This is a genomic window from Corynebacterium sp. KPL2838, from assembly GCF_040225455.1.
GTDB lineage: Bacteria > Actinomycetota > Actinomycetes > Mycobacteriales > Mycobacteriaceae > Corynebacterium > Corynebacterium rhinophilum.
The window spans coordinates 1-22,560 of sequence record NZ_JBEHFT010000032.1 but is presented as its reverse complement, the minus strand read 5'-3'; the positions used below and the strand labels follow the sequence as shown (position 1 = coordinate 22,560).

The window sequence follows — 22,560 nt, the reverse complement described above, 5'->3', positions numbered from 1 at the left end:
GCATGGTGGTAGATTACCTTTCTTCCCAGCCCGACTAGGCTGGATATCAGGTGTCCACCAAAAGGGGGTCAGGTCCAAGCGTCCTTTACTGCCCCTTCCCATAAGGTGAAGCGGTTTTTATTTTCGGTCTTTTCCGGATCTGTGTCAGGTGCATGATTAGGGAGGATATCTTTCCACATCCCGAACATCGTGTGAGCAAGCACATCATCATGTGTAATCGCCTGCCCATGCCGAAAATGGCTAGCAGGGCGACGATCTGCTGACTTCTGAGCCCGCCTTTTAGCTTCTAACCTCTTGCCTTGAAAGGCCTTGCTGGGGCCTCGAGGAGCCAACTGGTACTGCGTTGTCCAAGTTGTTCGCTGTTCCACTTTTGCAATTGTGTATCAATGGAATTACGAAGAAAAACCTCGGTAATACCCAGTGTTTCTTGAACGGAGGCAGTCATCTCAACGCCCCAACGATAAAGAGCAAGTGCATGCTTCTCATTTCCATTTGCAGCCTCTAGATACGGCTCAATGCGGGGTTTGCCCAAATTTTCAATGATCTTCTTGCGGTTAGAGCTCTTCACTCTCTCCATGGTGCCAGAAGTTGTGTCCATAAAATACTGTAGAAACCTTTCCGTACTTCTGGGTACATTGAAGCATTCTGGACGTAGTTTCCACCTCGGCTACTGAACTAGCGTTTTCTCCTGCTGCGCAGGGACTGCTTAGCCCGATAGTCCCGCCAGAGCCGTGATTGCCACGACCGTGTTATTTGCAATGTGAATGCACAGGGGAGCGGTAAGGGTCTTGAACCAGAAGCGCGCGAGCACCAAAAAGGTGCCAAAGAATGCGATGTAGAGCATTACTGCGGGGATGCCGTGTGCGAGGGCGAAGACAGCGATGGTGATAAGCGCTGCCGCCCAGGTGGGCATGGAATTTTGTAGCCAATCTAATAGGACGCGGCGAAAGGCCACTTCTTCGACCAAGGGAATGACAAGCGCGGTGCTGAGTATCACCATGATGGTGGCGGCAGGGCTTATCTTTAGGCCGGCGGACAGGTTATTGCCGGCTGGTTCGCTGCCCAGTAATGCATTGACGGCGCCCGTGGTCGCAGCAGAGCCCAGAATGGCGACGGGAATCCACCACAGCAGGTGCCATAAGGAATGCTCGGCTTTCACAAACCCGGCATCGCGCCACGACCAGCCCAAGCGGCGGGAAAAGCCGTACCAGACCGTTCCCAAGCCGAAGATGGCGCCGCCGACGGCGATGCCAAAGGCCACCCAGGAACCGCTCTTTGTAATGAGGCCACTGGCGATGCCAATGAGTGCCGCACCGGCAAATGTGGCGACGACGCTGGCCACAGCCCACCCCAGGTGAGCTGCGCGAACGGTGGGGGAGAGCTGTGAGCTTTGTAGTTGGTCCGGCATGCTGGGCAGTATAGTGGAACAACCTCGGCGCAAGCTGTGGCGTGGCCTAGTCTGGTTGTAGTACCAGCGTCAGGTTGGATACGGCGAATTCGCGAAGGCCAGGAATCTTGGTTAGCCACCACGCCCAGCTGGGGTGGTAGCGCGGAAAGGCGAGCTTTAGTCCGCCGGTGGACTTGGCCCAGGTGAGGCCGGCGGAGCAGGGGACATTAAATAGCGAGGTGCCAAAGACATTCTTGGGCGGGTGCCCGTGGCGGCGGGTATAGCGGTCGCGGGCGAAGGCGCCACCGACGTAGTGTTCCCACAACCCGGTTTCGTGGCCGCCGAAGGGGCCGAGCCAGACGGTATAGCTCATGATGCACAGTCCGCCGGGGCGGGTAACGCGCAGCATTTCTTTGCCCATATCCCACGGGCGGGGGATGTGTTCGGCGACATTAGAGGAATAGACCACATCGAAGGAATCGTCCGCGAAGGGCAGGCGCGTGCCATCGCCGCGCACGGAATTGCTGAGGTGGATATTGGCCGCGGACATTTCCCCCGCATCGGGCTCAAGGCCAACGTAGGACGCTCCGCGGTCCGCGAAGGCTGCGGCAAAATAGCCGGGGCCGCCGCCTACGTCGAGCACGAGGGCATCGGCAAGCGGCACGCCCAAGTCGTGGCCCAAGTTCTCCACCAACCTGGCCGTATCTTCTGCCAGGCCGCCGTAGAAAATATCGGGGCGGGATTGCTCGAAGCGGAAAGAGCGCAGCAGCGCCCAGGAGCGGGAGAGCGTGGCCATGTCGCGGGTGTGTTTCATAAACCACTAGGCTAATACCCCACGATGAAAATTCTTTTACTATGCTGGCGCGATTCCACCCACCCGCAGGGCGGTGGCTCCGAGCGTTACCTCGAACGCGTAGGGGAGTACCTAGCGGCGCAGGGCCACGAGGTGGTCTTTCGCACCTCTAAGCACATGAACGCGGCGCGCCGGGAGGTTCGCGATGGCGTGCGCTATAGCCGTGGCGGTGCCAAGTTTGGCGTGTACCCGCGCGCGTGGATGGCCATTGCTGCCGGGAGAATGGGCCTGGGGGATCTGCGCGACATCGACGTGGTCATCGATACCCAAAACGGCATTCCCTTCTTTGCGCGCCTGATTTCCGGCGCGCCGACGGTATTACTTACCCACCATTGCCACCGCGAGCAATGGCCCGTGGCCGGTCCGGTGCTCGGGCGGTTGGGCTGGTTCTTGGAATCGCGCGTGGCACCGCGGGTATATCGGGACTCGACCTACGTCACGGTCTCGCAGGCCTCGCGCGAGGATCTGGAGGCGCTCGGCATTGAGGGTGCGCGGATCATCGCCAACGGTTTGGACCCCATTCCGGCGCACGTGCCTTCCCTCGAGCGCGAGGCGGATAAGCACCTGGTGACCCTCTCGCGGCTAGTCCCGCACAAGCAGATCGAGCACGCTATGGATACGGTGGCGCGCACGCCGGGGGCGGTATTGGACGTGATTGGCTCGGGCTGGTGGGAATCGAACCTGCGCGATTATGCCGAAACGCTCGGCGTGACAGAACGCGTGCGCTTTCGCGGCCAGGTTACGGAAGACTATAAGCACGCCTTGCTCGCGCGTGCTGATGCCCACCTCATGTCCTCCCGCAAAGAAGGCTGGGGCCTTGCCGTCATGGAGGCCGCCCAACATGGGGTGCCCACAGTAGGTTATGCATTTGGCCTGCGCGATAGTGTAATCGATGGTGAGACCGGAATCCTTGTAGAAGAAGAAGGTGACTTCGTGGCGGCCACCCAAGAGTTACTGGATAACGCGGAGTTGCGCCGGCTCCTAGGTTCTAATGCCCGGGAGTTTGCCGCGCGCTTTTCGTGGGAGAAGACCGGCGCTGCCTTTGCACAATTGCTCCAAGGCTTAGTAGCGGGTAAGCCATCCACAGGGCGGTAAGCGCCCACGGTAGCGCGGGGCGCGGGGCGGTGGTCTCTGCGGCGATGGCGCCATCAACCACCACGACGCCCACCCCAAGTTCCGTAAGGCCCGCCATATCGCGGTCCTGCCAGGCGCGCAGCGCCGCGCGGTACTGCGGCGAGGCCTGATCGATGACTTCACCGTCCACGCTGAGCTCGCCGGATTCCACCATGGGCACGGCCTTGGAATAGGGATCGACCGCGACTCCCGGGGTAGCTTCCCCAAGCGCGCCGCCATCCCCCGAAGGAACCTCCACCAAATTGGGCCGTTCGGGAAAGAATGCCACGCGGCCGTCGATATCGCGCACCAACTGCTCATCCACCCCGGTATCGCGGGGAGAAAGCACGGCAAGGCGGGACGGGGCGGGGAGGATCTGGATGGTGGCAGCCACTAGCGCCAGCGTGGCCGGAATCTGTGGCAGCGCACCGATGGAGGCGACGTATAGCGGCAACGCGAGCATCGTGAGTTTGTGGCTATCGCGCAAAAGGCCGGCCCCTGGAACGTTATCGATGGCCCATTCCAGCATGCCGGGCAATAGCCAACACGCCAGCGCCCCGCCGAGTCCCAGCGCGGCCAGGACGGTCAAGCGCGCCGGGACGCGGTGCGCGCCCGCCAGCGCGAGGACTGCGACGAAGAGGCCGAACACGGCCAGGCCAAGAGCGGCCTCACCATTCCAGATTCCACCGAGGCGCAAGAGCGCGCCCACCGTGCCCACGTGTTCTTCTGCCCGCGGGGAAAAGGCCGCGACGGCGGCTGCGGCATCGCCAGGCACACCGGTTTGGAAAAGGCCTGGAACCAGCCATGGCAGCCACAAGAGGCAGCCCGCCAAGGCCACTCGCTTCCGGCAGGTAAAAAGGGCGGTGACCACCGCAAATAACCCGCCGGTGGGGGTAAGCGATGCGCCCCACATGGCCAGCCACGCCAGCCAGCTGTGGCGGCGCCCCGCCCAGGCGATAACCGGGAGCAGCCAAGCGGCAATGGCCAGGGACCATTGGCCTTGCAGGAGGCGTTCGATGACAAAAGGATTGGCCACCGCGATGGTCATCGCGGCCAGCGCCGCTACCGTGGTGCGAGACCACAGTGCGGCGCTGAGCGCGGCGGCCCCGGCGGCGGCAAAGATGAGTACCCGGGCGGCCCAGGCGCCGCCGAGTAAGGCCAAAAACCCATCTTGGGGCGCGTTGCGGGCAGGCAAGCTACCCGCGCCCAGCGCGGATGGGGTAAGCCCCGGATCGTTTAAGAGCACCATATCGCGCCAGAGGAATTCACCGGGCAGCGCGAAGGGCCAGCACACCGCGGCTACGAGAATAATTCCCCACAGCCCGAGGAGGATGCGCCTAGGCGTGTGCGGCATCATGGGCGTCACGGTGGCGGAGCATGTACTGGTAGGCTGCGAAAATGAGCAGGGAAACGCCGATGGCCTTGCCCAGCCAGCCAACGGCCATAAGCCCCCGGATGGCGTAGATTACCGGGCGGACCTCAGCGAGTCGCTCCGCGCGGGTATCCTCTGACCACCGGAAATCCGCTGCCAGCACGGAGCGATCTGCGGTGTCATCCTCTGCGATGAGGGTTCCCGCCTGCTGGATATCGGTGGCGAAAAAGACCTTGACGTTTTCCCGGACATCCACGATGGTGCCGGTGGTGGGCTCGACCGAAATATCGCGGCCCACGGTATAAAAGGGCTCGACAATAACGGTGGCATCCGCATCTAGATCTAAGAGCTCGCGCGAATGGCGGTCATAAAAACGGCTGGCCGGGCCTGTCAACTGGAAATCGCCGGATTTCAGCTCGTCCGTTTTAGTGGTGCTGCCCAAATCTGCGCTGATATTGCTAAAGGTGTTCTTCAGCGGCAGCGGCTGTAAGTCCTGGTGATAGGAATAGATGGGGATGCCATCCATTTTTGAGTCGCCGGTAAAGTCCATCGGCGTGGATTCCTGGGCCAGGAAATCAAAAAATGCGTAGGAGCGCTGCTCGGTACCGGAGGGGAAGAAATAGGTCAGGCCGTCTCGTTCGAAGTCCTCCCGGGTCAGATCGGTGTTGAACTCGGGCAGGGCGAGGGCCCATTTATTGACCGGATCCGCTACCGGGAACGTGGATTCGCGGTTGAGCACAGAGTGTTGATCAACGGAGGCGATTTCCTCTTGGGAGTCCCCGTCTTTTCCGGCAAGCAGGCTGGTTACGGAATCGGTGGTGGCGATGGTGTCATCATCGTCTACCTCGCCGGTGGCAATGGTGCGCTCCAAGGTCAGCGGCCCGTGGTGCTGGTAGCACCACATCGGGGCGGATTTGTCGGCGCAGCGCGGGTCATCGCTGGATGTGGTATCTGAGGGAGCTTCACCGGCCATGAGGGCGCGCACGTCCATCCACACCGCGTCGGTGGGCCCGCTCGAGGTGGAAAAATCTTTATCCAAGCCCAGCGGGCGGGTCCGGTTATTGTAGAGGGTCGGGGCGAGGGTACCAATGAGGAGGAAAATGATTGCGGCAATGACAACCCACGCCCGTGGCGAGCGTGGCCAAAGGTAGCGGCTCATTGCAGTACTATATCCAATCAGTTTCAGGTTTCCGGGGTAAAGGAGCAAGCGTGCGCACGCAGGCATCTGTGAAAAGACTACCCCAGCACCTGCCGGAGCTAGACGGCCTACGCGCGGTTGCCGCATTAGGGATCATTGTCACCCACGTATCCTTCCAAACCGGCACCGGGTGGGGATTTGCCGGGCGCTTCGATTTCTTCGTCGCCGTATTCTTCGCCCTCAGCGCCTTCCTCCTGTGGCGCCGGCGCGGGCTGCACACGGTGCGCGGCTATGCCCACTCCCGTATCGCGCGCTTGGCACCGGCCTATTATGCCTGCGTGGTATCGGTTTTGCTGCTGCTTCCCGATACCCACTCCATCACCCCCACCCAGATCCTCGCCAACCTGACCTCCACGCAGATATATGTAGTCGATGGCCTTGCCCCGGGCCTTACCCACCTGTGGTCGCTGTGCGTGGAGTTTTTCTTTTACCTAGTACTACCGCTTCTGGTCTGGGCCCTTGGCGGCCTGCCGCAGCGCTGGCGCATGGCCGTTATCGCCGGTGCCGCGGTACTGAGCTGGGGCTGGGGATTTATCCCCTTTGTCGCGGACTATTCCGAGGACCAGGTTAACTCGCAAATCTGGCCACCGGCCTATGCCTCCTGGTTCGCGGTGGGCATGCTGGCGGCGGAGGTGGAAGAAAGGGGCATCGGCAAGCGCACGGCGCGCATTCTGCAGGTGCGTTGGGCCTGGGTTGTGCTGGCGGGGCTCGTGCTGTGGGTGGCGAGCCGGGACTGGTTTGGGCCGGCCGGGCTGGTGCATCCGGAGCCGGCGGAATTTGCCCGCCGCATCATCGCCGGGGCGGTATTTGCTGCGTGTGTGGCGGTGCCGGTGGCCCTGGTTCCACGTGGAACCTCGTGGCTTACCTCGCCGCTCATGCAGGCGCTGGGCGCGTGGTCCTATTCCATTTTCCTGTGGCACGTGGCGGTGCTCGCCGTGGCCTTCCCGCTGACCGGGGTGGCGTTGTTTAGCGGGAAACCGCTGGATTTTTGGGTGATCCTTGCCGTCACGGTGATAGGCACCGTTGTGGTTTCTGCGGCGAGTTACACGCTTATCGAGCGCCCGGGCCGCGATCTTCTGATGGGCCGCGGCCGGGGCCGGGTCCGGGGCCGTCGGCGGCGAAAAGGCAGGCCAGCCCCGCGGCACATAAGCACATAAGCAGCACGGAATCGCCTGCATAGGCCCCGGAGGTCCACGGGGCACGGGCGAGGATGGCCCCGGCCGCGGCTACCACGCCGCTGGCCAAATAAGCCCGCGGAATGGTGGTCCAGCGCACGATGAGCCAGGCGGCCATGCCCGCAAGCGCCGCCGGCCATCCCACCAGTGCCAGGCAGGCCAGCGAGTACATCGCAGAGGCCATGCCACCAGGATGCGGGTGCCAGGTGGGCTGCGGGCTACGGCGCGCGGCGAAAAGCAGGCAGAACCCCAGCGTGGCCAGGCCGAGCGCGCCCCCAAAGAGCAAGGCGGCGCGGTAGGCGGGCTGCGCCTTAAAGGTCATGCGGAATTCCCCGTGAGTACCCGCGGGGACGATAAACGCCTGGGTGGCGGCATCGATCTCGTACGCGGTGAGCTCGGTATCGCCGATAAATCCGCGCAGGCCCTTATTGAAGACGCGGCCGGTATTGAGCAGGCGCTCATCCTCTGCAGCAGCGATAGAAAAATCGGTGAGCTGATAATCGCTCGGCGGGGACCAGCCCTTTTCCGTCATGGACACCCATGCGCCGGTGGTGCGCACGCGGTGGACGCCGGGTTCAAGGGTCAGGGTGTTGCCGGGGGAGTACCGGTGGGAATCGATAAGCACCGGCTTGGGGGAATCCACCGTGACCTCCATGCGGCGCGGCACGGTGACATCGCGAATGAGCACCCCGGTATCGTGCACCATCTGCTGGAAGAAGAATTGGTGCACATTCGGTGAGGTATCCGGCACGGTGACCACGCGTTCGATGGGGTGGCCTTCTACCTCCAGTTCCGCGATGCCGGTGCGGTGGGATAATTCCACGCGGATTGCCTGGGAATCCCCGCCGGGCACGCGCACCGTCTTGGAGCGGAAGGGCTGGAGATCCACCTCTACAGAAGCGCCACCTGAGCGCACCGTGACCGTGGTGGAGCTGGTGGCCATGAGTTTCAGGCGCGGTTGGCTAAAGTCACCGCGCAGCTCGATCCAGCCTTCATCATCGCCGGGTGCGGGCCACCAGGCGGTGGAATTTTCCCCATCGACTGCCGCGGTGGCGGACTTTTCCGGCTGGGCGCCGCCCAAGGCGGTGGCATCGGCAGCAGAAGAAGAGACTTCGACATCGCCGCCGTGGGTCTCCACGGTGGTCAGTGGGCCGGCGGAGGGATAATCGCGCAGGCGGTTATAAACGTGGCTGGGATCATCTGCGGCCAATGGGGCCGAGGCGGCACCGTGGAGCGTGCCGTAATTGCGATCCACCAGCGTGGGGGTATCGGTGACGATATCGGCATCATTGTCCACCAGCTCGCGGGCGGTGGGGCCATTATGGGCATCGAGGAAGGCCAGCGCCTCGCCGCCACCGGCCACGCGGACGGGATCGGCTGAGGTCAGCGCCATGGAATGCTGCTCGAGCAGGATCACATCGACCTCGCCAAAAGTATGCAGCTCACCGCCAAACTTGCTGCTCAAGGTGTCATTATCGGCGGCAAAGAGATCGTGGCGCACCATCACCGCGCCGATGCCCAGGCGCTGCAAGGCGCGCACGCCGCTGGCCGGGTCCTCCTCTAGTACTGACATCACCCCGTCGAGGCCGCGGATGGCCTCCGGCGGCACGAGGGGAATGGCATCGCGGACGGCCCAGGGGACATCAAGAAGCGGCTGCGCCGGCTCATCGCGGGTCCAACCCCACTCTTGGCGGGCAAAGGAGGCCTCGGGATAAATCAGGGTGCGGGTATTTTCCGCATGCTCGTTGATGTAATCCGTGGCCTCATGCCAATAATCCGGCACCTCGTCATAGGCCCCTAAGGGCAGCAGCCGTTGCGACCACGCCGGGGAGAGGGCGCTGATGCACACGAGCAGCACCAGCGCGCCCACCGTCTGCTTCTTGGTGGGACGCAGGCCGGTGGGCAGCGGCAGGCGCTGGCAGGCGCGGGCAAAACCCAACAGCAGCGGGATGCGCACCAACGGATCGAATTTGTGGAGGTTGCGCAGGGGTGCTAGCGCCCCATCGAGCGCATCGAGGTACCACCCCGCCTGGCAGCCTAAAATCGCCACGCCGGTAATGAGCATGATGGACCATACGCGGGGCAGCCGGCACAGGCCATACATGCCTATTGCGGCCACGGCCATGGTGATAAGGACAAAAAACGCTGAGGTCGCGAGCTCATTGCCGGCGATGCGCTCGGCATCCGCAAAGGGCGACCAGCTCGTTGTTCCGCGCAGGATTTCCGGCAGGTTCAGCCACCGGGTGGTCACGCGGGAGGATTCGATAAATTCCGTAAACGGTGGGGCGTAGCGGCCCAAGATTAAAAGCGGGCCAATCCACCACGCGGATACGCACAGGCAGCCAAGCAGCCAGGCCGCGCCGGGCTTGAAGGCGCGGCGATAGACCACGATGACAAGCGCCGGGGTGCACGCCGCGAGCGTGGCGGTGGCGTTGACCGCGCCCATCAGCGCCACGGGAATCGTGGCGGCGGCAGCATCGCGCCAGGTGAGTTTTTCCCGCAGGAAGGGCAGGATGACCCACGGGGCTAGCATGACCGGCCAGGTTTCAGAAGAAATGGCCGTCAACGTGGACAGCGAGCGCGGGGAGAGCGCATAGAGCATCGCCGCCACCCAGACCCACCGGCCGCGCAGGCCTATCCGGGTGGCCAGATTATGAAAGCCGATAAAGCCCACGCTTAAGACCAACAGCCACCACAGGCGTTGGGCCATCCAATCCGGCAGGGGCTCGGTTAAAACAAAAAAGGGGCCCTGCGGGAAGAGGTAACCGTAGGCCTGGTTCTGCAGCTGCCCCAGGGTAAAGATATCGGTATAAGCATCAAGCGCGCCGCGCAGGAAGTGCCGCGGGTTGGCGGCCAGATCGTGTTTGGTATCGGCGGCGGTCAGCCCCCACGGCTGTACCGCGAGGATAAGGCCCAAGGCAATAATGCCGAGCGGGTAGGGCCGAGCAAGGCGCGCGCAGCGGTGGCGCAGGGCGCGGGCTAGTGCGCGGTAGCGGTGTAAATAGGAACCGCTGTGTGGGCCGCGGGGGAGCTGATCGGTCCGGTCATGCACGCCGGTGCGCCCATCTAATTTCGGGAACCGTATTCAGGCCCGCCCAGCACCGCATCATCGGCTGAGACAGCATTGCCCTCGGGCACGGTATCGCTGCCGGAGAACTGGGCGATGCCGATGATGGTGATAATGCCCAGGGCGATGCCCACAACAGCGCTACCCACGGCGGGGCCGAGGGTGCGCTTGTTTAAAGAATCGGATTCCAGAGCCATGGCTAAAGATAGTAGCAGCTACTTAGAAGTATTCCGGATCGTCATCTTCCGCGTCTTCGTCGTTTTCTTGCGGGACGATAAAGACGGGCAGGCCTGCATTGCGCACGATCTGGTCCGCCGTGGAGTTGGTCCACCAAGCGCGAAAGCCGGTGAGCGCGCGGGTGCCGGTCACGATGACATCCACGTCGAGCTCGTGCGCGGCATCCACAATGGCCGAAGAAATGGTGGTGGCGGATTCCACGAGGTGGGCGCGGCCGGCCAGGCCAAGGTTTTCGGCCAACTGGGTGCCCTGGCGGCAGATCTTCAGCGCCTCCTCGTAGGCGGGATCGTCTTCCACGCTATCGGGGGACACGGTGGATTGGTGCATGCCCGTGCGGCTCACGGCGCGCGCGGTTTGGCGGGCCACCGGCTCCCACGCGGTGAGGATTTCCACCGTGGAGGGGCGCAAAAGCTGGGCGGCGTACTCCAAGGCGCGGTCGGCGCGTTCGGTGCCATCATAGGCAATTAACATTGTTTTGCCGTTACTCATGTCACTAGTCTACCCACCGCTTGGGACAGTTCGCGAGGAATCCTGCACACTGGAAGGCATGACATATTCCCGCATCATTGCCAGTTTGGGCCTCGTGGCGGTGCTGAGCGCCTGCTCTAATTCCGCCTCGGACGAGGACAAGGCGCGCGAGTCTGCGGCCCCCGCGGCCTCATCGCCGGGTAACGCCGCGTCCGCCACGGAGGCCGCCCCAGCCCCGGCACCAGCGCCAGCGCCGGAAGATATTCGCGCCACCGCCGCCTCGGTGCTCATGCCGCCGGCAACCAGCTACGAGGACGCCAAGGCCAAGCTGGAGGCCGGCGTGGGAGGCATCTTCATCCCGAGCTGGGCGGATCCTGGATTGCTGGAAGAAGAGGGCCGCAATATTAACGCCCTGCGCGCGGAACTAGGCCGCGATTTTGAGGTTGCCATCGACTTTGAGGGCGGGCGCGTGCAGCGTTTTTCTGAAATCCTGGGCGAATACCCCTCCGCACAGCAGATGGCGGCGGAAAACTCGCCGGAGCAGGTGGAACAGCTGGCGGGGGACATCGGCAAGCGGCTCATGGACTACGGCATCAACGTGGACTTTGCGCCGGTGCTCGATGTCGATGGTGATGGCCTCGAAGTCGTGGGCGACCGCGCCTTTTCTACCGACCCTGCCCAGGCCGGCGAATATGGCGCAGCCTTCGCCCGCGGGCTGGATGCCGCCGGGGTCAAGGCCGTATTCAAGCACTTCCCGGGCCACGGCCGCGCCTCGGGCGATACCCACCTGGCGGAGGCCATTACCCCGCCGCTCGAAGAGCTTGAGAACCACGAGTTCATTCCCTTCCGGAATGCCATTCCCGCAGCCCCGAATGCGGCGCTAATGATGGGCCACCTCGCGGTGCCGGGCCTGGGCGATGGCCAGACCCCAGCCTCCATCCTGCCGGAGGCCTACGGCCTTGCCCGCGAGGCCTTGCAGTATGACGGCACCATCTATACCGATGATATTGGCGGCATGGCGGCCATTTCGGATTCGCTTCCGCTTGCCGATGCCGTCATTACCTCCCTCGCCGCCGGTGCCGACATGCCCCTGTGGTCCACAGAGGAAGATATCAATGCGGTGATCGATGCTGTGGTGGGCGCCGTGGATGAGGGCAGGTTGGCCCCTGAGCGCCTCGGCGATGCCGCCCGCCATGTACACGATGGGGACAGCGACTAGGAAAAACGCCCCTATACCCGTTAACCTTTAAGGCGTGAAGAAGGCAGAAGGAAAAAACGGTGCAAAGGGCTGGCTCATCACGCTTGGCGTGATCGTTGGCTTCGTCCTCATTGCGGGCATCGCTTATGCCTGGGATGTCATAGCAAACCAGGACAAGATCCCGCGCAGCGTCTCCGTGGGCGGCGTGGATATTTCCGCCATGGAGCGCACCGCCGCCGTGGCCAAGCTCGAGGACGAGCTCAATGGTGTTGAGACCCAGCCCGTGACCGTGAGCGCGGGCGATCTGCAGTCTGAATTTACCCCTGCCGAATCCGGCCTAGCGCTGGATAACCAGGCCGCCGTCGATGGCATCGAGGAGCCTTCGCTCAATCCGATTACCCGGCTGGTTAGTTTCTTTCGCTCCACCGAAGATATCCCGGTAGAAACCGATGTGGACGATAGCAAGCTGCAGCCCACCCTCGACCGCGTCAAAGACGAGCTTTCTACCGAACCGGTCGACGGCATGCTCGAGCTTAATAATGGCGAGCTCAAGGTCACCGATCCCACGTTGGGCCAGACCGTAGACGGCACCGAATTGCACGATGCCGTGGCAGCGAATTGGCTGGACAAAGATGGCGTGCAGGTGGAGCCGGAAGAAATCGAGCCGGCCATTAATGATGAAGCCATTGAAAAGATGCGCACCGGCGATGCCGCCAAGGCCCTGGATAACCCGTTGACCTTGAAGGCCAAAAATAACGTCACCGCCACGCTGAATAAACCGGAGATCTCCCAGTTCACCAGCATTGAGAAAAAGGACGGCCAGCTGCACCTGGTGGTGGATAGCAACCGCGCGCAGCAATTGCTGCAAGAGCGCAGCGATGGCGCCGACGTGCCTGGCGTGAACGCCAAGGTGAATTTCGCCGGTGGCTCCCGGCAGGTCACCCCCTCCCAGGACGGTGAGATCATTGACTGGAAGCCCACCATGGAGGGCTTTGATAAGCGCGTGACTGGCGATGACCGCGAGTGGGACGCAACCTACAAGCCTGACCCGGCCGATTTCACCACCGAGGACGCCGAAAACGCGACGTTTAACGATACCGTGGGCGAGTTTTCTACCGGCGGCTTTTCCTCTGCTTCTGGGCGCAATATCCAGCTCGTTGCCCAAGAGGTCAACGGCGCCGTTGTCAACCCCGGTGAGACCTTCTCCCTCAACGGCTACACCGGCCCCCGCGGCACCGCGCAGGGCTATGTGGAATCCGGCATCATCATCAACGGCCACTCTGGTACCGCCGTGGGCGGTGGCATCTCCCAGTTCGCCACCACCCTGTATAACGCCGCCTACTTCGCCGGCATGCAAGATACTGCGCACACTCCGCACTCGTACTACATTTCCCGCTACCCGGCCGGCCGCGAAGCCACCGTGTACGAGGGTGCCATTGACCTGCAATTTACCAATACCTTCAATACCCCAGTGCAGATCGAGACCAGTTTTGGCGGCGGCAATATCACCGTCCGCTTGAAGGGCACCAAGACGGTAGAGGTGGAATCCATCAATAACGGCCGCTGGGCCAAGACCGAACCACAGCCAATGTCCGTGCCGGGCAGCAATTGCTCACCATCATCTGGCGCCCCGGGCTTTACGACGTCCGATACCCGCATCATCAAGGATCTCGGCGGCAAGGAGCTTTCCCGCGAGACCAAGACCACGGTTTACGATCCCCAGCCCATCGTGCGGTGTGGCTAAGAGGCAAGTAGCGCGCTGCTAACAACCTGATCGGGGTGGTCAAAGCCACTACGCCGCCGGTTCCGCCGACGATATCTACAGCTCAGGTTTTGTCAGACCGTGGAGTAGTTCCGGGTGGAGTTTATCGCTTTCATCGTCAACATCGTCATTTACACCGTCATCGGCACCGGTTGGTTGATGATTATCAGAATGATGGATCAATTTTTCGGACGTCTCGATTGAGGCTATGACAAAGGCTCCAGCAGTGGGTGTAATTCGACGCTGTGGGAGCTAATGCGCTATTCAGGCCATACCGTAAACTTGTCCGGCTAGGAGGAAAGGAATTGTGATGGTCTAAAGGTCAGTCGTGGCATGTTTGATGTGATGAATAGTCTTGTCCAAGCTAGATATATGGCATCCACCAAACTTGAATCAGGCTCCGCTTTTCTCACCCGTGCCGCCACTTCAAAGAGAATTAGGATGCAGTAAAATTTTCGCCAGTAAGACGGTAACCCACTACCGTACGAGACTTCCGCCACATCGATTGTGATGCACACTTAGGGGGTAACTGATGTAAATCCCATTTCGGTACTGAATCAAAAACGATTTGGCGAGCAGTTATGTGGAATAAGATTCTAGCTACAATTGTGTCCCTCTAAATGGTAATTTCCGTGTTTGTTAAATGGTGATACGGAATTATTATTGTATTTGCAGTGCTGACTATTATCTTTCTATTCATTTCCAATAAGGAGAATTAACTGAAGCGACTTAGACTTGGTTTCGCTTTAATGGGCGCTGTTGGCGGCTCGGAGATATAGTACTTGGCCTCTACGGCGCTGAGGCGAGACGTAGGCCAAAAAGGCTCAGCTGTGACTGGCTTGCTAAGCATCTCGCGACTGATGACAAAGCGGATTTACTACGTTTTAAAGCTCCATCGTTTCTCTTTCTACAAATGTGCCCAACCCCTAGCGTGTCCACTTTCCGGAGGGCGAGCCCTACGTTTCGCGCAAGGTTTGTTGGGGAAACGGAAACGGTATAGAAAAAGTCCGACTCCCCGCGTAGGCACAGGGGTCGGACTTCGTAGGATTACAAATTATCCGATTGCGTCAATGATGTGGTAAAAGTGCTTGCCTGCTTCAGAGGAACCTTCCAGTTTCTGGGAAGAGCCCTCAGAAGAAGTTGCGGCAGCGTCAAACAGGGCGGATCCATTTTCGAGTACTTCGAGGCCGAGATCGCGAGCAGTACTCAGAGAAGCTAGGATGCCGTTTACCAGGATATCTTCCATGGACTAGTCCTTTCGAGGTAGTTACATTAGGTGTTTATCCAGCAGATTTAAACTGGAACACCCATAATCGTAAGGGGCTCCGGACTACTCGCAACTCGAGAATAATAATAGAAGAAAGGATACCCCAATAGGGGGGTGTTCCTATGTAGTTTGTCAATCTCGCGGGTGGGGTGGACGGGGCGGATCCCTAACTCGGGATTTTTAGGTGTGTTGTTTTTGCGCGCGACTGGTAGCCGACTGGGATTTTGCCCAGTCGGCTTGTTTCACTGTTAGGGGTTAAGCTGCTGCGGCTTCTTTTGCTGGGGCGGGGTCGTGGTAATACTCGTGGTTGCGCATCATGGCGTAGAGGACGTTGATTCGTCTGCGGGCGAGTGCTACGACTGCGGCGTTGTGTCTTTTGCCTTCATTGCGCTTTCGTTCATAGAATTGGCGTGAACGCTGGTGGAATCTGATGGATGCAAAAGATGATTGCCATAGGGCGTTCTTTAGTTTTTTGTTGCCGACTCTATTCAGTGAGTTCGACATGATCGAGGTTCCGGACTGATTCGTTCGGGGCGATAAGCCAGCGTAAGAGGCTAGGTGCCCAGCTGACGGAAAGTCGGACATATCGCCCGCGGTCATGAGAATTTGGGCAGCCGTCTTCGGCCCGATTCCCGGCATGGATAGCAGGATTTGTGTGTGGGGGATGTCGTTGATGAGGTCGGTGACTTCCTTGTCGATTTGTTGGGTCAAGTCCGGTGGAGTGGTGTAGCCGCTTGTGCTTTCGGCTCGATATGAATTTCGGGGTTTGGTGAGGCGGTTAGCTGGTGGTGGTCGTCACGATGTTCTTCTGGGTGGTGCATGAGGTGTTTGGTGTGTTCGAGGGGCCCGACCCCCGGAAAGTGGACACGTCGGGGGTTAGCTTTGCTGCTGTGGTCAGTATAGCCGAAGACTTGGTTTCAAAGACATCAGGAGCTACGAGATTGCACCAGGAGTGCCGCCGGCGCGTGTTATAGCGCATGCACCACCGGAAGACCTCTTGGCGACAGGTAATTGGGTTGTCAAAGACTTTCCGATCACGTAGCACTTCACGTTTTAAGGTGGCGTTAAATGACTCTGCCAGGGCATTATCGGCACTCGTTCCTACCGCTCCCATGGACTGGCGTACACCTAACGACGAGCAGTAGTTCCTAAAGGTTTGTGAGGTGTACACGCTGCCGTGATCGGAATGGAAAATAGCTCTGTCAAGACTGCCGCGCACGTCGTGTGCGTGGGCTAGAGCATCGATGACCAGTGAGACCCGCATGTGGTCTGCGAGTGCATAACCTGCAAGTTTGCGTGAGTAAGTGTCAATGACTGTGGCCAAATACATGTTTTTGCCTCCCTTGCACGGCAGGTAGGTAATGTCGCCGACATACACACGGTTCGGCTCGTCAGCTGTGAATTTGCGGCCTACTAAATCTGGCATGACGCGGTGACCAGGCTTACGCCGGGTGGTGATGCATCGACGCCGTTTGCTAAAGCCTTTTAGTCCCATGGTTTTCATGATGCGTGCAACCTTCTTGTGATTGACCGGGGTATACGCCGGGTCTTCCTTAAGGCTTGCGGCGATGCGTTTAGCACCATAAAGCCCGTGCTCATCATCAAAGATGGTTGTGATCCTTGCACCAATAAGACCGTCAGAATATATCTTTAACCTACGTTTTTCGCGGGTTTTGACCCATTTGTAAAACGAGGAACGATTGAGCTTTAACACGTGGCACATCCGCATAAGCCGAGTATTCGGTTCGGTGGTCATAGACAAACTGGAAGCGGATCACCAGTGAGTCTGCTTTAAGCAAAATATTTCGCGGCCTTACGCAGGATATCGCGTTCTTCGCGCAGCTTAGAGACTTCCTTTTCTAGCTGTCGGATTCGCGCAGAATCATTCGCCGCTTGGGCTTTATCATGCACTGCTTTTATGCGGGCACGTTTGCCGGTGCCGTACTTTTTGACCCAAGCATGCAGCGAGGCACGGTTGATACCGAGCTCTGCTGATGCTGCGTTCAGTGAGAGGTCCTCATTGTTCTCATAGAGGGCCACGGCATCGCGTTTGAACTGTTCGGAGTACCTGGACATGGTGGTAGATTACCAATCTTGCCAGCTCGACTGGGCTGGATATCAGGTGTCCACCAAATGGGGGTCAGGTCCGTAATTGGGGGTAATTACTTAGAATATCTTTACTGTGGGCTGTGCATACTATAAGCGAATAAGTTAGGGTAAAACTGTTTCGGGCATAGGTAAAGTCATTTAACACTTAGGGCTTGAGGCAGGTACATAAAGTGAGGCCAATTTTGGCGTGCTTAATTTTCGAAAGGGGAAGTTCTGTGAAGAAGAAAATTGTAGCAGGGCTAGTTACTGCCTTGGCGGTTTCTATGTTCGCTGCTCCAGCGAATGCGGAGGGGCACTTTGAAACTAGTGTTAGCGGAGTTTCCGATGGATTCAGGACTCGTGGCTGGGTTGATCGAAATATTGATGGGTACAACACGGAGATTACAGCAGCTACTTGTTTAAATGATCCGCATGGATCTCCTGGAAAAGTTGAGATGACCCTGCGCCGAGAGCTTTCTATGAAGCCGGACCCCGACCTGGGATCTCGTTCGTTTAATAGGTGCTATGGGGGATGGGACCGAGGCGGATGGGGGCGCCAGGCTGCAGGAAATTATCATGCTGATATCCATACATTTGATTGGAACCACTTAACCATCAAGTGGATGAAATTTGTATGGTAGTAACCGCTCGGGTTAATGCACTAAGAGTGCGGCGTTCAAATAAGACAATTCTGGATATACCGCAGTTGGTGATAGATGAACGCCCCACGCTTCTACTGGGGGCTAATGGCGCTGGGAAATCAACGCTTTTTTCTGCTCTTGCATCAGATTCTTCTCCGAAGGAAGGAACAGTACTAAGGAAGGGATCTATATCTCTAGTAGAGCAGACATTCAATCCTATTACCGGTTTCACCTCTAGTGAGTACTGCGCTTATGTTGCTTGGTTGTTTGGGCGAGATAAAAAGACTGCAAAGAAAGAAAGCTTAGATTGGCTAGATTTTGTAGATTTGTCAAGAGTGTCTAATCAACGGTGCGAAAGTCTTAGCGGCGGAGAACGCTCTAGGCTAGCGATCGCCACTGCGTTGAACTCTGGGGCGGAAACATTACTGCTTGATGAACCTAGTGCGGCACTTGATCCACTCAACAAAGAGCATGTAACTGAGGTATACCAACGGATTGTGGATAGAGGGCATAACCTAGTTGTTTCAACGCATGATGCTGGCGAACTACAGAGGCCTTTCGAACGTGTTCTTGTCCTTGATAAGGGGAAGCTACATTTCGATGGTTCACGGCAAGATTTTGTACAGCTAGCTACAGAGTCGGGAAATACCCCAGCGCATATTCTCTCACGATCTTTTGTACGGAGAGGAAATTACAGTGATTCCTAATTTTGGTGTTAAACACTGGCTTCGTCGTCCATCATTATGGATTTGTGTTATTGGGCTAATCCTTAGCGCAGTTCCTATTTCGGAATTAGGAAAGACGCCGTACTATGAGTCGAATGCTGCTCAATCTACATTGGTATTCTTTGTAATTGCTCCTGCGGTTTCTGCTGCAATGGCATGGGAGGCATCACGTTTTCGTCCTCTAGTGCAGATGGGGCGAAAATCTGTGGCTCGTATTTATGTGAACCGAATGTTTGTTTGGTCGCTGATTTTTCCTCTTAGCTATGTAGTAGCAAATCTTTCACAAAGTACTGATTCTTCGCTGTTCGGCTCTTTAATCTTTTGGGTTATGCTGGCGTATTCGTCCATCGTCGGTATCTGTTGGACGCTAATCGGAAGTGCACTTGGTTTTTCGTTTAAACCACTGGTATCAGTGTCGGTATCAGCTGCGCTTGCATATTCTTGGTATGCGGTAGTTCCAGCCACTTCTCCTGGGGCCCTTAGACATATAACTGGTGATTTTTTAGCGTGCTGTTCTTTTGATGCAACGCTAGATGTGAAAGCAATTGGGACAGCACTTGCAGGGATTATTGGAGCTACGCTGACCATAGCATCGGCTGCGGCACTGTTTAAGCACCGTAATAAAATGTATATGTTAACTTTCTTTTTAGGGATTCTCTGTCTTATTGGTTCTTTTGCTTGGGCGCAGCAACTCACAGAGTTTGGCCTTGCACAAAGAGATTCTCGTCAGGTTGTTTGCTCTTCTAATGTCTGCGCATGGCCGGAAGTTCCTAGCGAAAATATATTACTTAATATCCAGGCGAGAGATGCTTTTTCTAAAATAGCACCTACTGAGTGGAGAGATTTCTCAGAACGTCCCGTGATGTGGGGAGATCTTTCGGAAGAGCATTTAAGTCTAAGCGGCCAATCCACGGTAGAGGGGATAGTTGGAGAGTTTGTGGATCAAGCTGGATCTGCAGAGCTGATTCGTTCAGACGCCAAGATCTGCGGAATTCCGGCAAGAGATTTGGGAATTACGCTTAGCGGTCTTCCTTGGGAGCCTAATCGACAAGTTAACGTTGGAGACGTTGTTCAGCGTATCGAGCACTCTGTGTGCAGAGTTAGCGACTAGTCCATGACATCATACGCATTCTTGTACTGCCGTGGGCATAGGCTAATTACTGTTTTAGTCATGGTGCTGTTTATTGGCTTTGTTCTTGCTTTTGCTGAGGGATGGTTGCTAAATATCCCTTGGCTCAATGATACTGCTGGGGCAAACGTTGGCACTTTATGTTCGTTTTCTTATGCCGCATTGCCAGTGATTTTTTTCAGAAATCAGATTTCCAGGTTAGAAGCACAAGCTTCACGGAATTGGCTGTTTATTGACGGTATAGTCCTCGTAACGTTATGGGTTATTCCTTGGGTATTTTCCCTTTGCGGCATAGGAAGCACTAGATTTGCTTATGTATCTACTGTTCTTACAGGTTTGACGCTTTTTATAGGTAGATATGTGAGTGTGGATACACTTGCTTTGTCGCTTGTAGCACAGCTTGTTTTACAAACCGCTCTTTGGCCATCATTGTCTGATACGAATTGGAGACTTCTCCTTTTCGCTCTAGAGGTTCCACCCGGCCATATTCCATTACTATTAAGCGCGGTTTCTTTTTTCGTAAGTGTTGTTTCTTTGCATAAATTCAAGCGCTCTGCGTTTTAGCTGGAGACGCGAACTTCGTTCTACCTGACCCAGAAGGTCTTCAATTCTCTTTGATTTCGTCCTTCAATTGTTTATTACGTGGCAAAAACAATTGAAGGACGAATTAAATCCGATCTCCGCTTCGGATCAACTCTGACGTGGTACACGTTCCCCGTGCCAGAGCTCGACGAGAAAACACGGCAGCGCATTATTAAGGCAGGCAAGAAGGTGCTCGATGCCCGCGCGCTGCACCCAGAGCGCTCGCTGGCCGAGCAATACAACCCACTCGCAATAGCACCGGAACTCATCAAGGCGCATGACGCGCTTGACCGTGAGGTGGATAAGGCATTTGGCGCTTCCCGTAAGCTCACGACCGCCCGGCAGCGCCAGGAGCTGTTGTTTGCCAATTACGAAAAGCTCACCACGCAGCAGCCCTAAAAACACCTGGTATGTCCTGCCCTAGGGCAGGACATACCAGGTGTTTTTGTCAGCTGTCGTGTCGCGTCAGGCCTAGTTGTGGCAAGGCAACATTTAAGATTTCAGCGGCGGGGGTGGTGACACACTCGGCGGCCGTCCGACCTGTCTTATCCATGTAGGCTTGGGTGATACGAGCCCCTGCGGCGTAACCAGCTCCGGTGGGTAGCCCAACCGGTTTCGATCCCATCAGGCGGGCGCTCGAATCTCCAAGCACCCACGCGGCGAAGTCCTGCATGCCTGTCACATCCAAGCCCTCGACGACCCGTCTTAGTACATCTTCTCTCGATCTGGTTTGGTCGGTGACGAAGTGCGTATATCCACGCTTTCCGTAGAACTGGGCAGCGAATAGGTCGGCTAGCCCCTCGGCCACGACATGCTCACCGACGGTCACTGTCTGCGGGTCCCATACGATGCCGTCAGCTGAATAGCGGACGTTGTGGTGCAACTCGTGTAGGGCAATCGCTTCTAGCCGATGGAGAACTTCCTCAGTCGGCCAAATGGTGATGGCAATGTAGCCACTGATCCCACCGAAGGCTGACAGGCCTCGAACTTCGTCCATGAAGTGCTCGTTGGAAGGATCACCTAACACTAGAAGCACAGTGAGGTCAGGAATCATGAGTCCTGGGTTAGCAGTCGCCAAGTATTGAACCCCTTTAGCGAGAGCTTGCTCAACTCGAGACCAAGCGTTGGCCTCCTCCAATTTGTAGAGCGCATCATTTACTTGCTGACGTGAGGCATCCGGGCCGAATCCGAAGTTCTGACTGTGCACGGTAGCCATATCGAGACCGCCTGGAATGAAGAAATACATGCCAGCCATGGGCTCCCATAATTTACGAGCGGCCTCCTGCCACTGTCTCGGAGGGCTATCCAACATCGTGCGCATTCCCGTGGCGCTGTCGATCATCGAGATTGTCATGTCCCTAAACGTACACCTTGACGCAGCGTTAAGGTCAACCTCCAGGTTCAATAAACGTGTCCGGTTAATATATCTGGCCAGCGAAGTAGGAGTCGCTGTTATTAACGGGATTGTCCGGCGCTGCAAAACGCGTGCGATCGTACGCTTGCTACCTACAAGTAGTACATCGAATACCACCTCGGTTGTCACACTGTGTGTCGTACAGGGGTTTACCCTTGTTTGCAAGAAGCACAAAACTACGTGGAGGGTCGTAGGATTGTGGTTGTTGTGGGGTGTTTTGGTGGCAACCAAATCTTTGATTTGGGCGGCAGCCCAACGAGTCGCAAGGCGAGGCGGGAGCATAAACAGTAACCCGTAGTGAACGGTTTTGTTGGTTGATCGGCTGGGGATATAGATCTACAGGGATATAGTTATAAGCGACCTGGGAAAATAGGTAAACCCGCAGGTGAAACCCTGTGGATAACTGACCTCGTATTGGTAAATATGCGCAGCCTGTTTTGTGCAAAAAGAAAGCGCCCCGGAGGGCGCTGCTTCTCCGCGATTGGTCTAGTCGAGCTCGGGGCGAGGTGGCTTCTGTTGAACTGATGGGGAGGTTCTAGTGACTGTCACACCGTTCGTGTCCGCTGTAATGCCGGCGTTGGGCCACGCGGTAGTGAGCTCAAGAATGGCTTTCTTTATTTCAGTGCGGAAATTAACCCAGTCTTGGCCTGTTTGCAGGATTTTGGTGGCGAAGTTGGCGGCGATCATGTCCCAGGTGAAGGTGTAGGCTTCGCGGTTGTTGGTTGCGTCCACTAGTGGAGCGTGTCAAGTTGTTTGTGTGTGGGGCTAGGTTTATAGGTATTTGTCGAAGCGGTCGGGAAAGGCCACGGACCTGACCCCCTTTTGGTGGACACCTGATATCCAGCCTAGTCGGGCTGGGAAGAAAGGTAATCTACCACCATGCC

Annotated in this window: 20 protein-coding genes and 2 pseudogenes; 9 read left to right on the top strand and 13 right to left on the bottom strand. The window is 57.7% G+C overall.

Annotated elements, in window-relative coordinates:
* Positions 1 to 286: 286 nt before the first annotated feature.
* From ABRP98_RS09635 to ABRP98_RS09625, 3 genes are all read right to left on the bottom strand, one after another.
* A complete protein-coding gene (locus tag ABRP98_RS09635) occupies positions 287 to 568 on the bottom strand; it encodes a hypothetical protein (RefSeq protein ID WP_349858942.1) in 282 nt (93 codons plus the stop codon).
* Between the two features lie 138 nt (positions 569 to 706).
* Complete coding sequence (locus ABRP98_RS09630) at positions 707 to 1,408, bottom strand: CPBP family intramembrane glutamic endopeptidase (RefSeq protein ID WP_349858940.1); 702 nt, start codon at positions 1,406 to 1,408, stop codon at positions 707 to 709.
* A 46-nt stretch (positions 1,409 to 1,454) separates the two neighbouring features.
* Positions 1,455 to 2,201: a class I SAM-dependent methyltransferase gene (locus tag ABRP98_RS09625; protein ID WP_349858937.1), complete on the bottom strand. Its 747-nt coding sequence runs from the start codon at positions 2,199 to 2,201 to the stop codon at positions 1,455 to 1,457.
* 24 nt (positions 2,202 to 2,225) lie between these two features.
* Here ABRP98_RS09625 and ABRP98_RS09620 point away from each other — a divergent pair, with 24 nt between their 5' ends.
* Positions 2,226 to 3,335, top strand: a complete 1,110-nt coding sequence (locus ABRP98_RS09620; RefSeq protein WP_349858936.1) for a glycosyltransferase family 4 protein — start codon at positions 2,226 to 2,228, stop codon at positions 3,333 to 3,335.
* On the opposite strand, the gene ABRP98_RS09615 is transcribed toward ABRP98_RS09620, so the two are convergent.
* Positions 3,229 to 4,710, bottom strand: a complete 1,482-nt coding sequence (locus ABRP98_RS09615; RefSeq protein ID WP_349858934.1) for an MmpA family trehalose lipid delivery protein — start codon at positions 4,708 to 4,710, stop codon at positions 3,229 to 3,231. The two genes, ABRP98_RS09620 and ABRP98_RS09615, sit on opposite strands and share 107 nt — an antisense overlap.
* Positions 4,691 to 5,884 (bottom strand): porin PorA family protein, encoded by a 1,194-nt coding sequence (locus tag ABRP98_RS09610; protein ID WP_349858932.1) that lies wholly within the window; start codon positions 5,882 to 5,884, stop codon positions 4,691 to 4,693. Before ABRP98_RS09610 ends, ABRP98_RS09615 begins: the two co-directional genes overlap by 20 nt.
* A gap of 50 nt (positions 5,885 to 5,934) precedes the next feature.
* Between ABRP98_RS09610 and ABRP98_RS09605 the strand changes: the two genes are divergently transcribed.
* Positions 5,935 to 7,080, top strand: a complete 1,146-nt coding sequence (locus tag ABRP98_RS09605) for an acyltransferase family protein (protein ID WP_349858931.1) — start codon at positions 5,935 to 5,937, stop codon at positions 7,078 to 7,080.
* Here the strand turns inward: ABRP98_RS09605 and ABRP98_RS09600 are convergent.
* Genes ABRP98_RS09600 through ABRP98_RS09590 form a run of 3 tightly spaced genes read right to left on the bottom strand, consistent with a single transcriptional unit; the run spans position 6,974 to position 10,891 of the window.
* Complete coding sequence (locus tag ABRP98_RS09600; protein WP_349858929.1) at positions 6,974 to 10,150, bottom strand: alpha-(1->3)-arabinofuranosyltransferase domain-containing protein; 3,177 nt, start codon at positions 10,148 to 10,150, stop codon at positions 6,974 to 6,976. The genes ABRP98_RS09605 and ABRP98_RS09600 overlap by 107 nt on opposite strands.
* 14 nt (positions 10,151 to 10,164) lie before the next feature.
* On the bottom strand, positions 10,165 to 10,362 hold the full coding sequence (locus ABRP98_RS09595) for a DUF2613 domain-containing protein (protein WP_023024221.1): 198 nt from the start codon (positions 10,360 to 10,362) through the stop codon (positions 10,165 to 10,167).
* A 22-nt stretch (positions 10,363 to 10,384) separates the two neighbouring features.
* On the bottom strand, positions 10,385 to 10,891 hold the full coding sequence (locus ABRP98_RS09590; RefSeq protein WP_034657804.1) for a universal stress protein: 507 nt from the start codon (positions 10,889 to 10,891) through the stop codon (positions 10,385 to 10,387).
* 58 nt (positions 10,892 to 10,949) lie between these two features.
* On the opposite strand from ABRP98_RS09590, the gene ABRP98_RS09585 reads away from it, so the two are divergent.
* A complete protein-coding gene (locus ABRP98_RS09585; protein WP_349858928.1) occupies positions 10,950 to 12,089 on the top strand; it encodes a glycoside hydrolase family 3 N-terminal domain-containing protein in 1,140 nt (379 codons plus the stop codon).
* 34 nt (positions 12,090 to 12,123) lie between these two features.
* Entirely contained in the window at positions 12,124 to 13,812 is a 1,689-nt protein-coding gene (locus ABRP98_RS09580; protein WP_349858926.1) for a VanW family protein, read from the top strand.
* Positions 13,813 to 14,884: 1,072 nt separating this feature from the next.
* Here the strand turns inward: ABRP98_RS09580 and ABRP98_RS09575 are convergent.
* From ABRP98_RS09575 to ABRP98_RS09565, 3 genes and pseudogenes are all read right to left on the bottom strand, one after another.
* A complete protein-coding gene (locus ABRP98_RS09575; protein WP_284771193.1) occupies positions 14,885 to 15,076 on the bottom strand; it encodes a hypothetical protein in 192 nt (63 codons plus the stop codon).
* Positions 15,077 to 15,352: 276 nt separating this feature from the next.
* Positions 15,353 to 15,802, bottom strand: a pseudogene (locus tag ABRP98_RS09570) (transposase); the annotation flags it as partial.
* Between the two features lie 178 nt (positions 15,803 to 15,980).
* Positions 15,981 to 17,173 (bottom strand): annotated as a pseudogene (locus ABRP98_RS09565) (IS3 family transposase); the annotation flags it as partial.
* A gap of 248 nt (positions 17,174 to 17,421) precedes the next feature.
* Between ABRP98_RS09565 and ABRP98_RS09560 the strand changes: the two are divergent.
* The 5 genes from ABRP98_RS09560 (at position 17,422) to ABRP98_RS09540 (ending at position 20,661) form a co-directional block, all read left to right on the top strand.
* Entirely contained in the window at positions 17,422 to 17,826 is a 405-nt protein-coding gene (locus ABRP98_RS09560; RefSeq protein WP_349837235.1) for a hypothetical protein, read from the top strand.
* Positions 17,784 to 18,533: an ATP-binding cassette domain-containing protein gene (locus ABRP98_RS09555; RefSeq protein WP_349858924.1), complete on the top strand. Its 750-nt coding sequence runs from the start codon at positions 17,784 to 17,786 to the stop codon at positions 18,531 to 18,533. The genes ABRP98_RS09560 and ABRP98_RS09555 overlap by 43 nt, the downstream gene beginning before the upstream one ends.
* Positions 18,523 to 19,662, top strand: coding sequence for a hypothetical protein (locus ABRP98_RS09550; protein ID WP_349858923.1), 1,140 nt, complete (start codon positions 18,523 to 18,525; stop codon positions 19,660 to 19,662). The genes ABRP98_RS09555 and ABRP98_RS09550 overlap by 11 nt, the downstream gene beginning before the upstream one ends.
* 60 nt (positions 19,663 to 19,722) lie before the next feature.
* On the top strand, positions 19,723 to 20,244 hold the full coding sequence (locus ABRP98_RS09545; protein WP_349858921.1) for a hypothetical protein: 522 nt from the start codon (positions 19,723 to 19,725) through the stop codon (positions 20,242 to 20,244).
* Positions 20,245 to 20,322: 78 nt separating this feature from the next.
* A complete protein-coding gene (locus ABRP98_RS09540) occupies positions 20,323 to 20,661 on the top strand; it encodes a type IIL restriction-modification enzyme MmeI (RefSeq protein ID WP_349858919.1) in 339 nt (112 codons plus the stop codon).
* 49 nt (positions 20,662 to 20,710) lie between these two features.
* Here the strand turns inward: ABRP98_RS09540 and ABRP98_RS09535 are convergent, their stop codons facing one another.
* Complete coding sequence (locus ABRP98_RS09535; protein ID WP_349858918.1) at positions 20,711 to 21,616, bottom strand: DUF2268 domain-containing putative Zn-dependent protease; 906 nt, start codon at positions 21,614 to 21,616, stop codon at positions 20,711 to 20,713.
* Between the two features lie 546 nt (positions 21,617 to 22,162).
* Positions 22,163 to 22,408 carry a hypothetical protein gene (locus ABRP98_RS09530; RefSeq protein ID WP_349858916.1) on the bottom strand — a complete coding sequence of 82 codons (246 nt, stop codon included), beginning with the start codon at positions 22,406 to 22,408 and terminating at the stop codon, positions 22,163 to 22,165.
* Positions 22,409 to 22,560 lie beyond the last annotated feature (152 nt).

What these genes read in the sequence shown, in the direction of transcription:
- ABRP98_RS09630 (WP_349858940.1), bottom strand. Translation starts at nt 1,408, where the DNA reads ATGCCGGACCAACTACAAAGCTCACAGCTCTCCCCCACCGTTCGCGCA.
- ABRP98_RS09625 (WP_349858937.1), bottom strand. Translation starts at nt 2,201, where the DNA reads ATGAAACACACCCGCGACATGGCCACGCTCTCCCGCTCCTGGGCGCTG.
- ABRP98_RS09620 (WP_349858936.1), top strand. Translation starts at nt 2,226, where the DNA reads ATGAAAATTCTTTTACTATGCTGGCGCGATTCCACCCACCCGCAGGGC.
- ABRP98_RS09615 (WP_349858934.1), bottom strand. Translation starts at nt 4,710, where the DNA reads ATGATGCCGCACACGCCTAGGCGCATCCTCCTCGGGCTGTGGGGAATT.
- ABRP98_RS09610 (WP_349858932.1), bottom strand. Translation starts at nt 5,884, where the DNA reads ATGAGCCGCTACCTTTGGCCACGCTCGCCACGGGCGTGGGTTGTCATT.
- ABRP98_RS09595 (WP_023024221.1), bottom strand. Translation starts at nt 10,362, where the DNA reads ATGGCTCTGGAATCCGATTCTTTAAACAAGCGCACCCTCGGCCCCGCC.
- ABRP98_RS09590 (WP_034657804.1), bottom strand. Translation starts at nt 10,891, where the DNA reads ATGAGTAACGGCAAAACAATGTTAATTGCCTATGATGGCACCGAACGC.
- ABRP98_RS09585 (WP_349858928.1), top strand. Translation starts at nt 10,950, where the DNA reads ATGACATATTCCCGCATCATTGCCAGTTTGGGCCTCGTGGCGGTGCTG.
- ABRP98_RS09575 (WP_284771193.1), bottom strand. Translation starts at nt 15,076, where the DNA reads ATGGAAGATATCCTGGTAAACGGCATCCTAGCTTCTCTGAGTACTGCT.
- ABRP98_RS09545 (WP_349858921.1), top strand. Translation starts at nt 19,723, where the DNA reads ATGGTGCTGTTTATTGGCTTTGTTCTTGCTTTTGCTGAGGGATGGTTG.
- ABRP98_RS09535 (WP_349858918.1), bottom strand. Translation starts at nt 21,616, where the DNA reads ATGACAATCTCGATGATCGACAGCGCCACGGGAATGCGCACGATGTTG.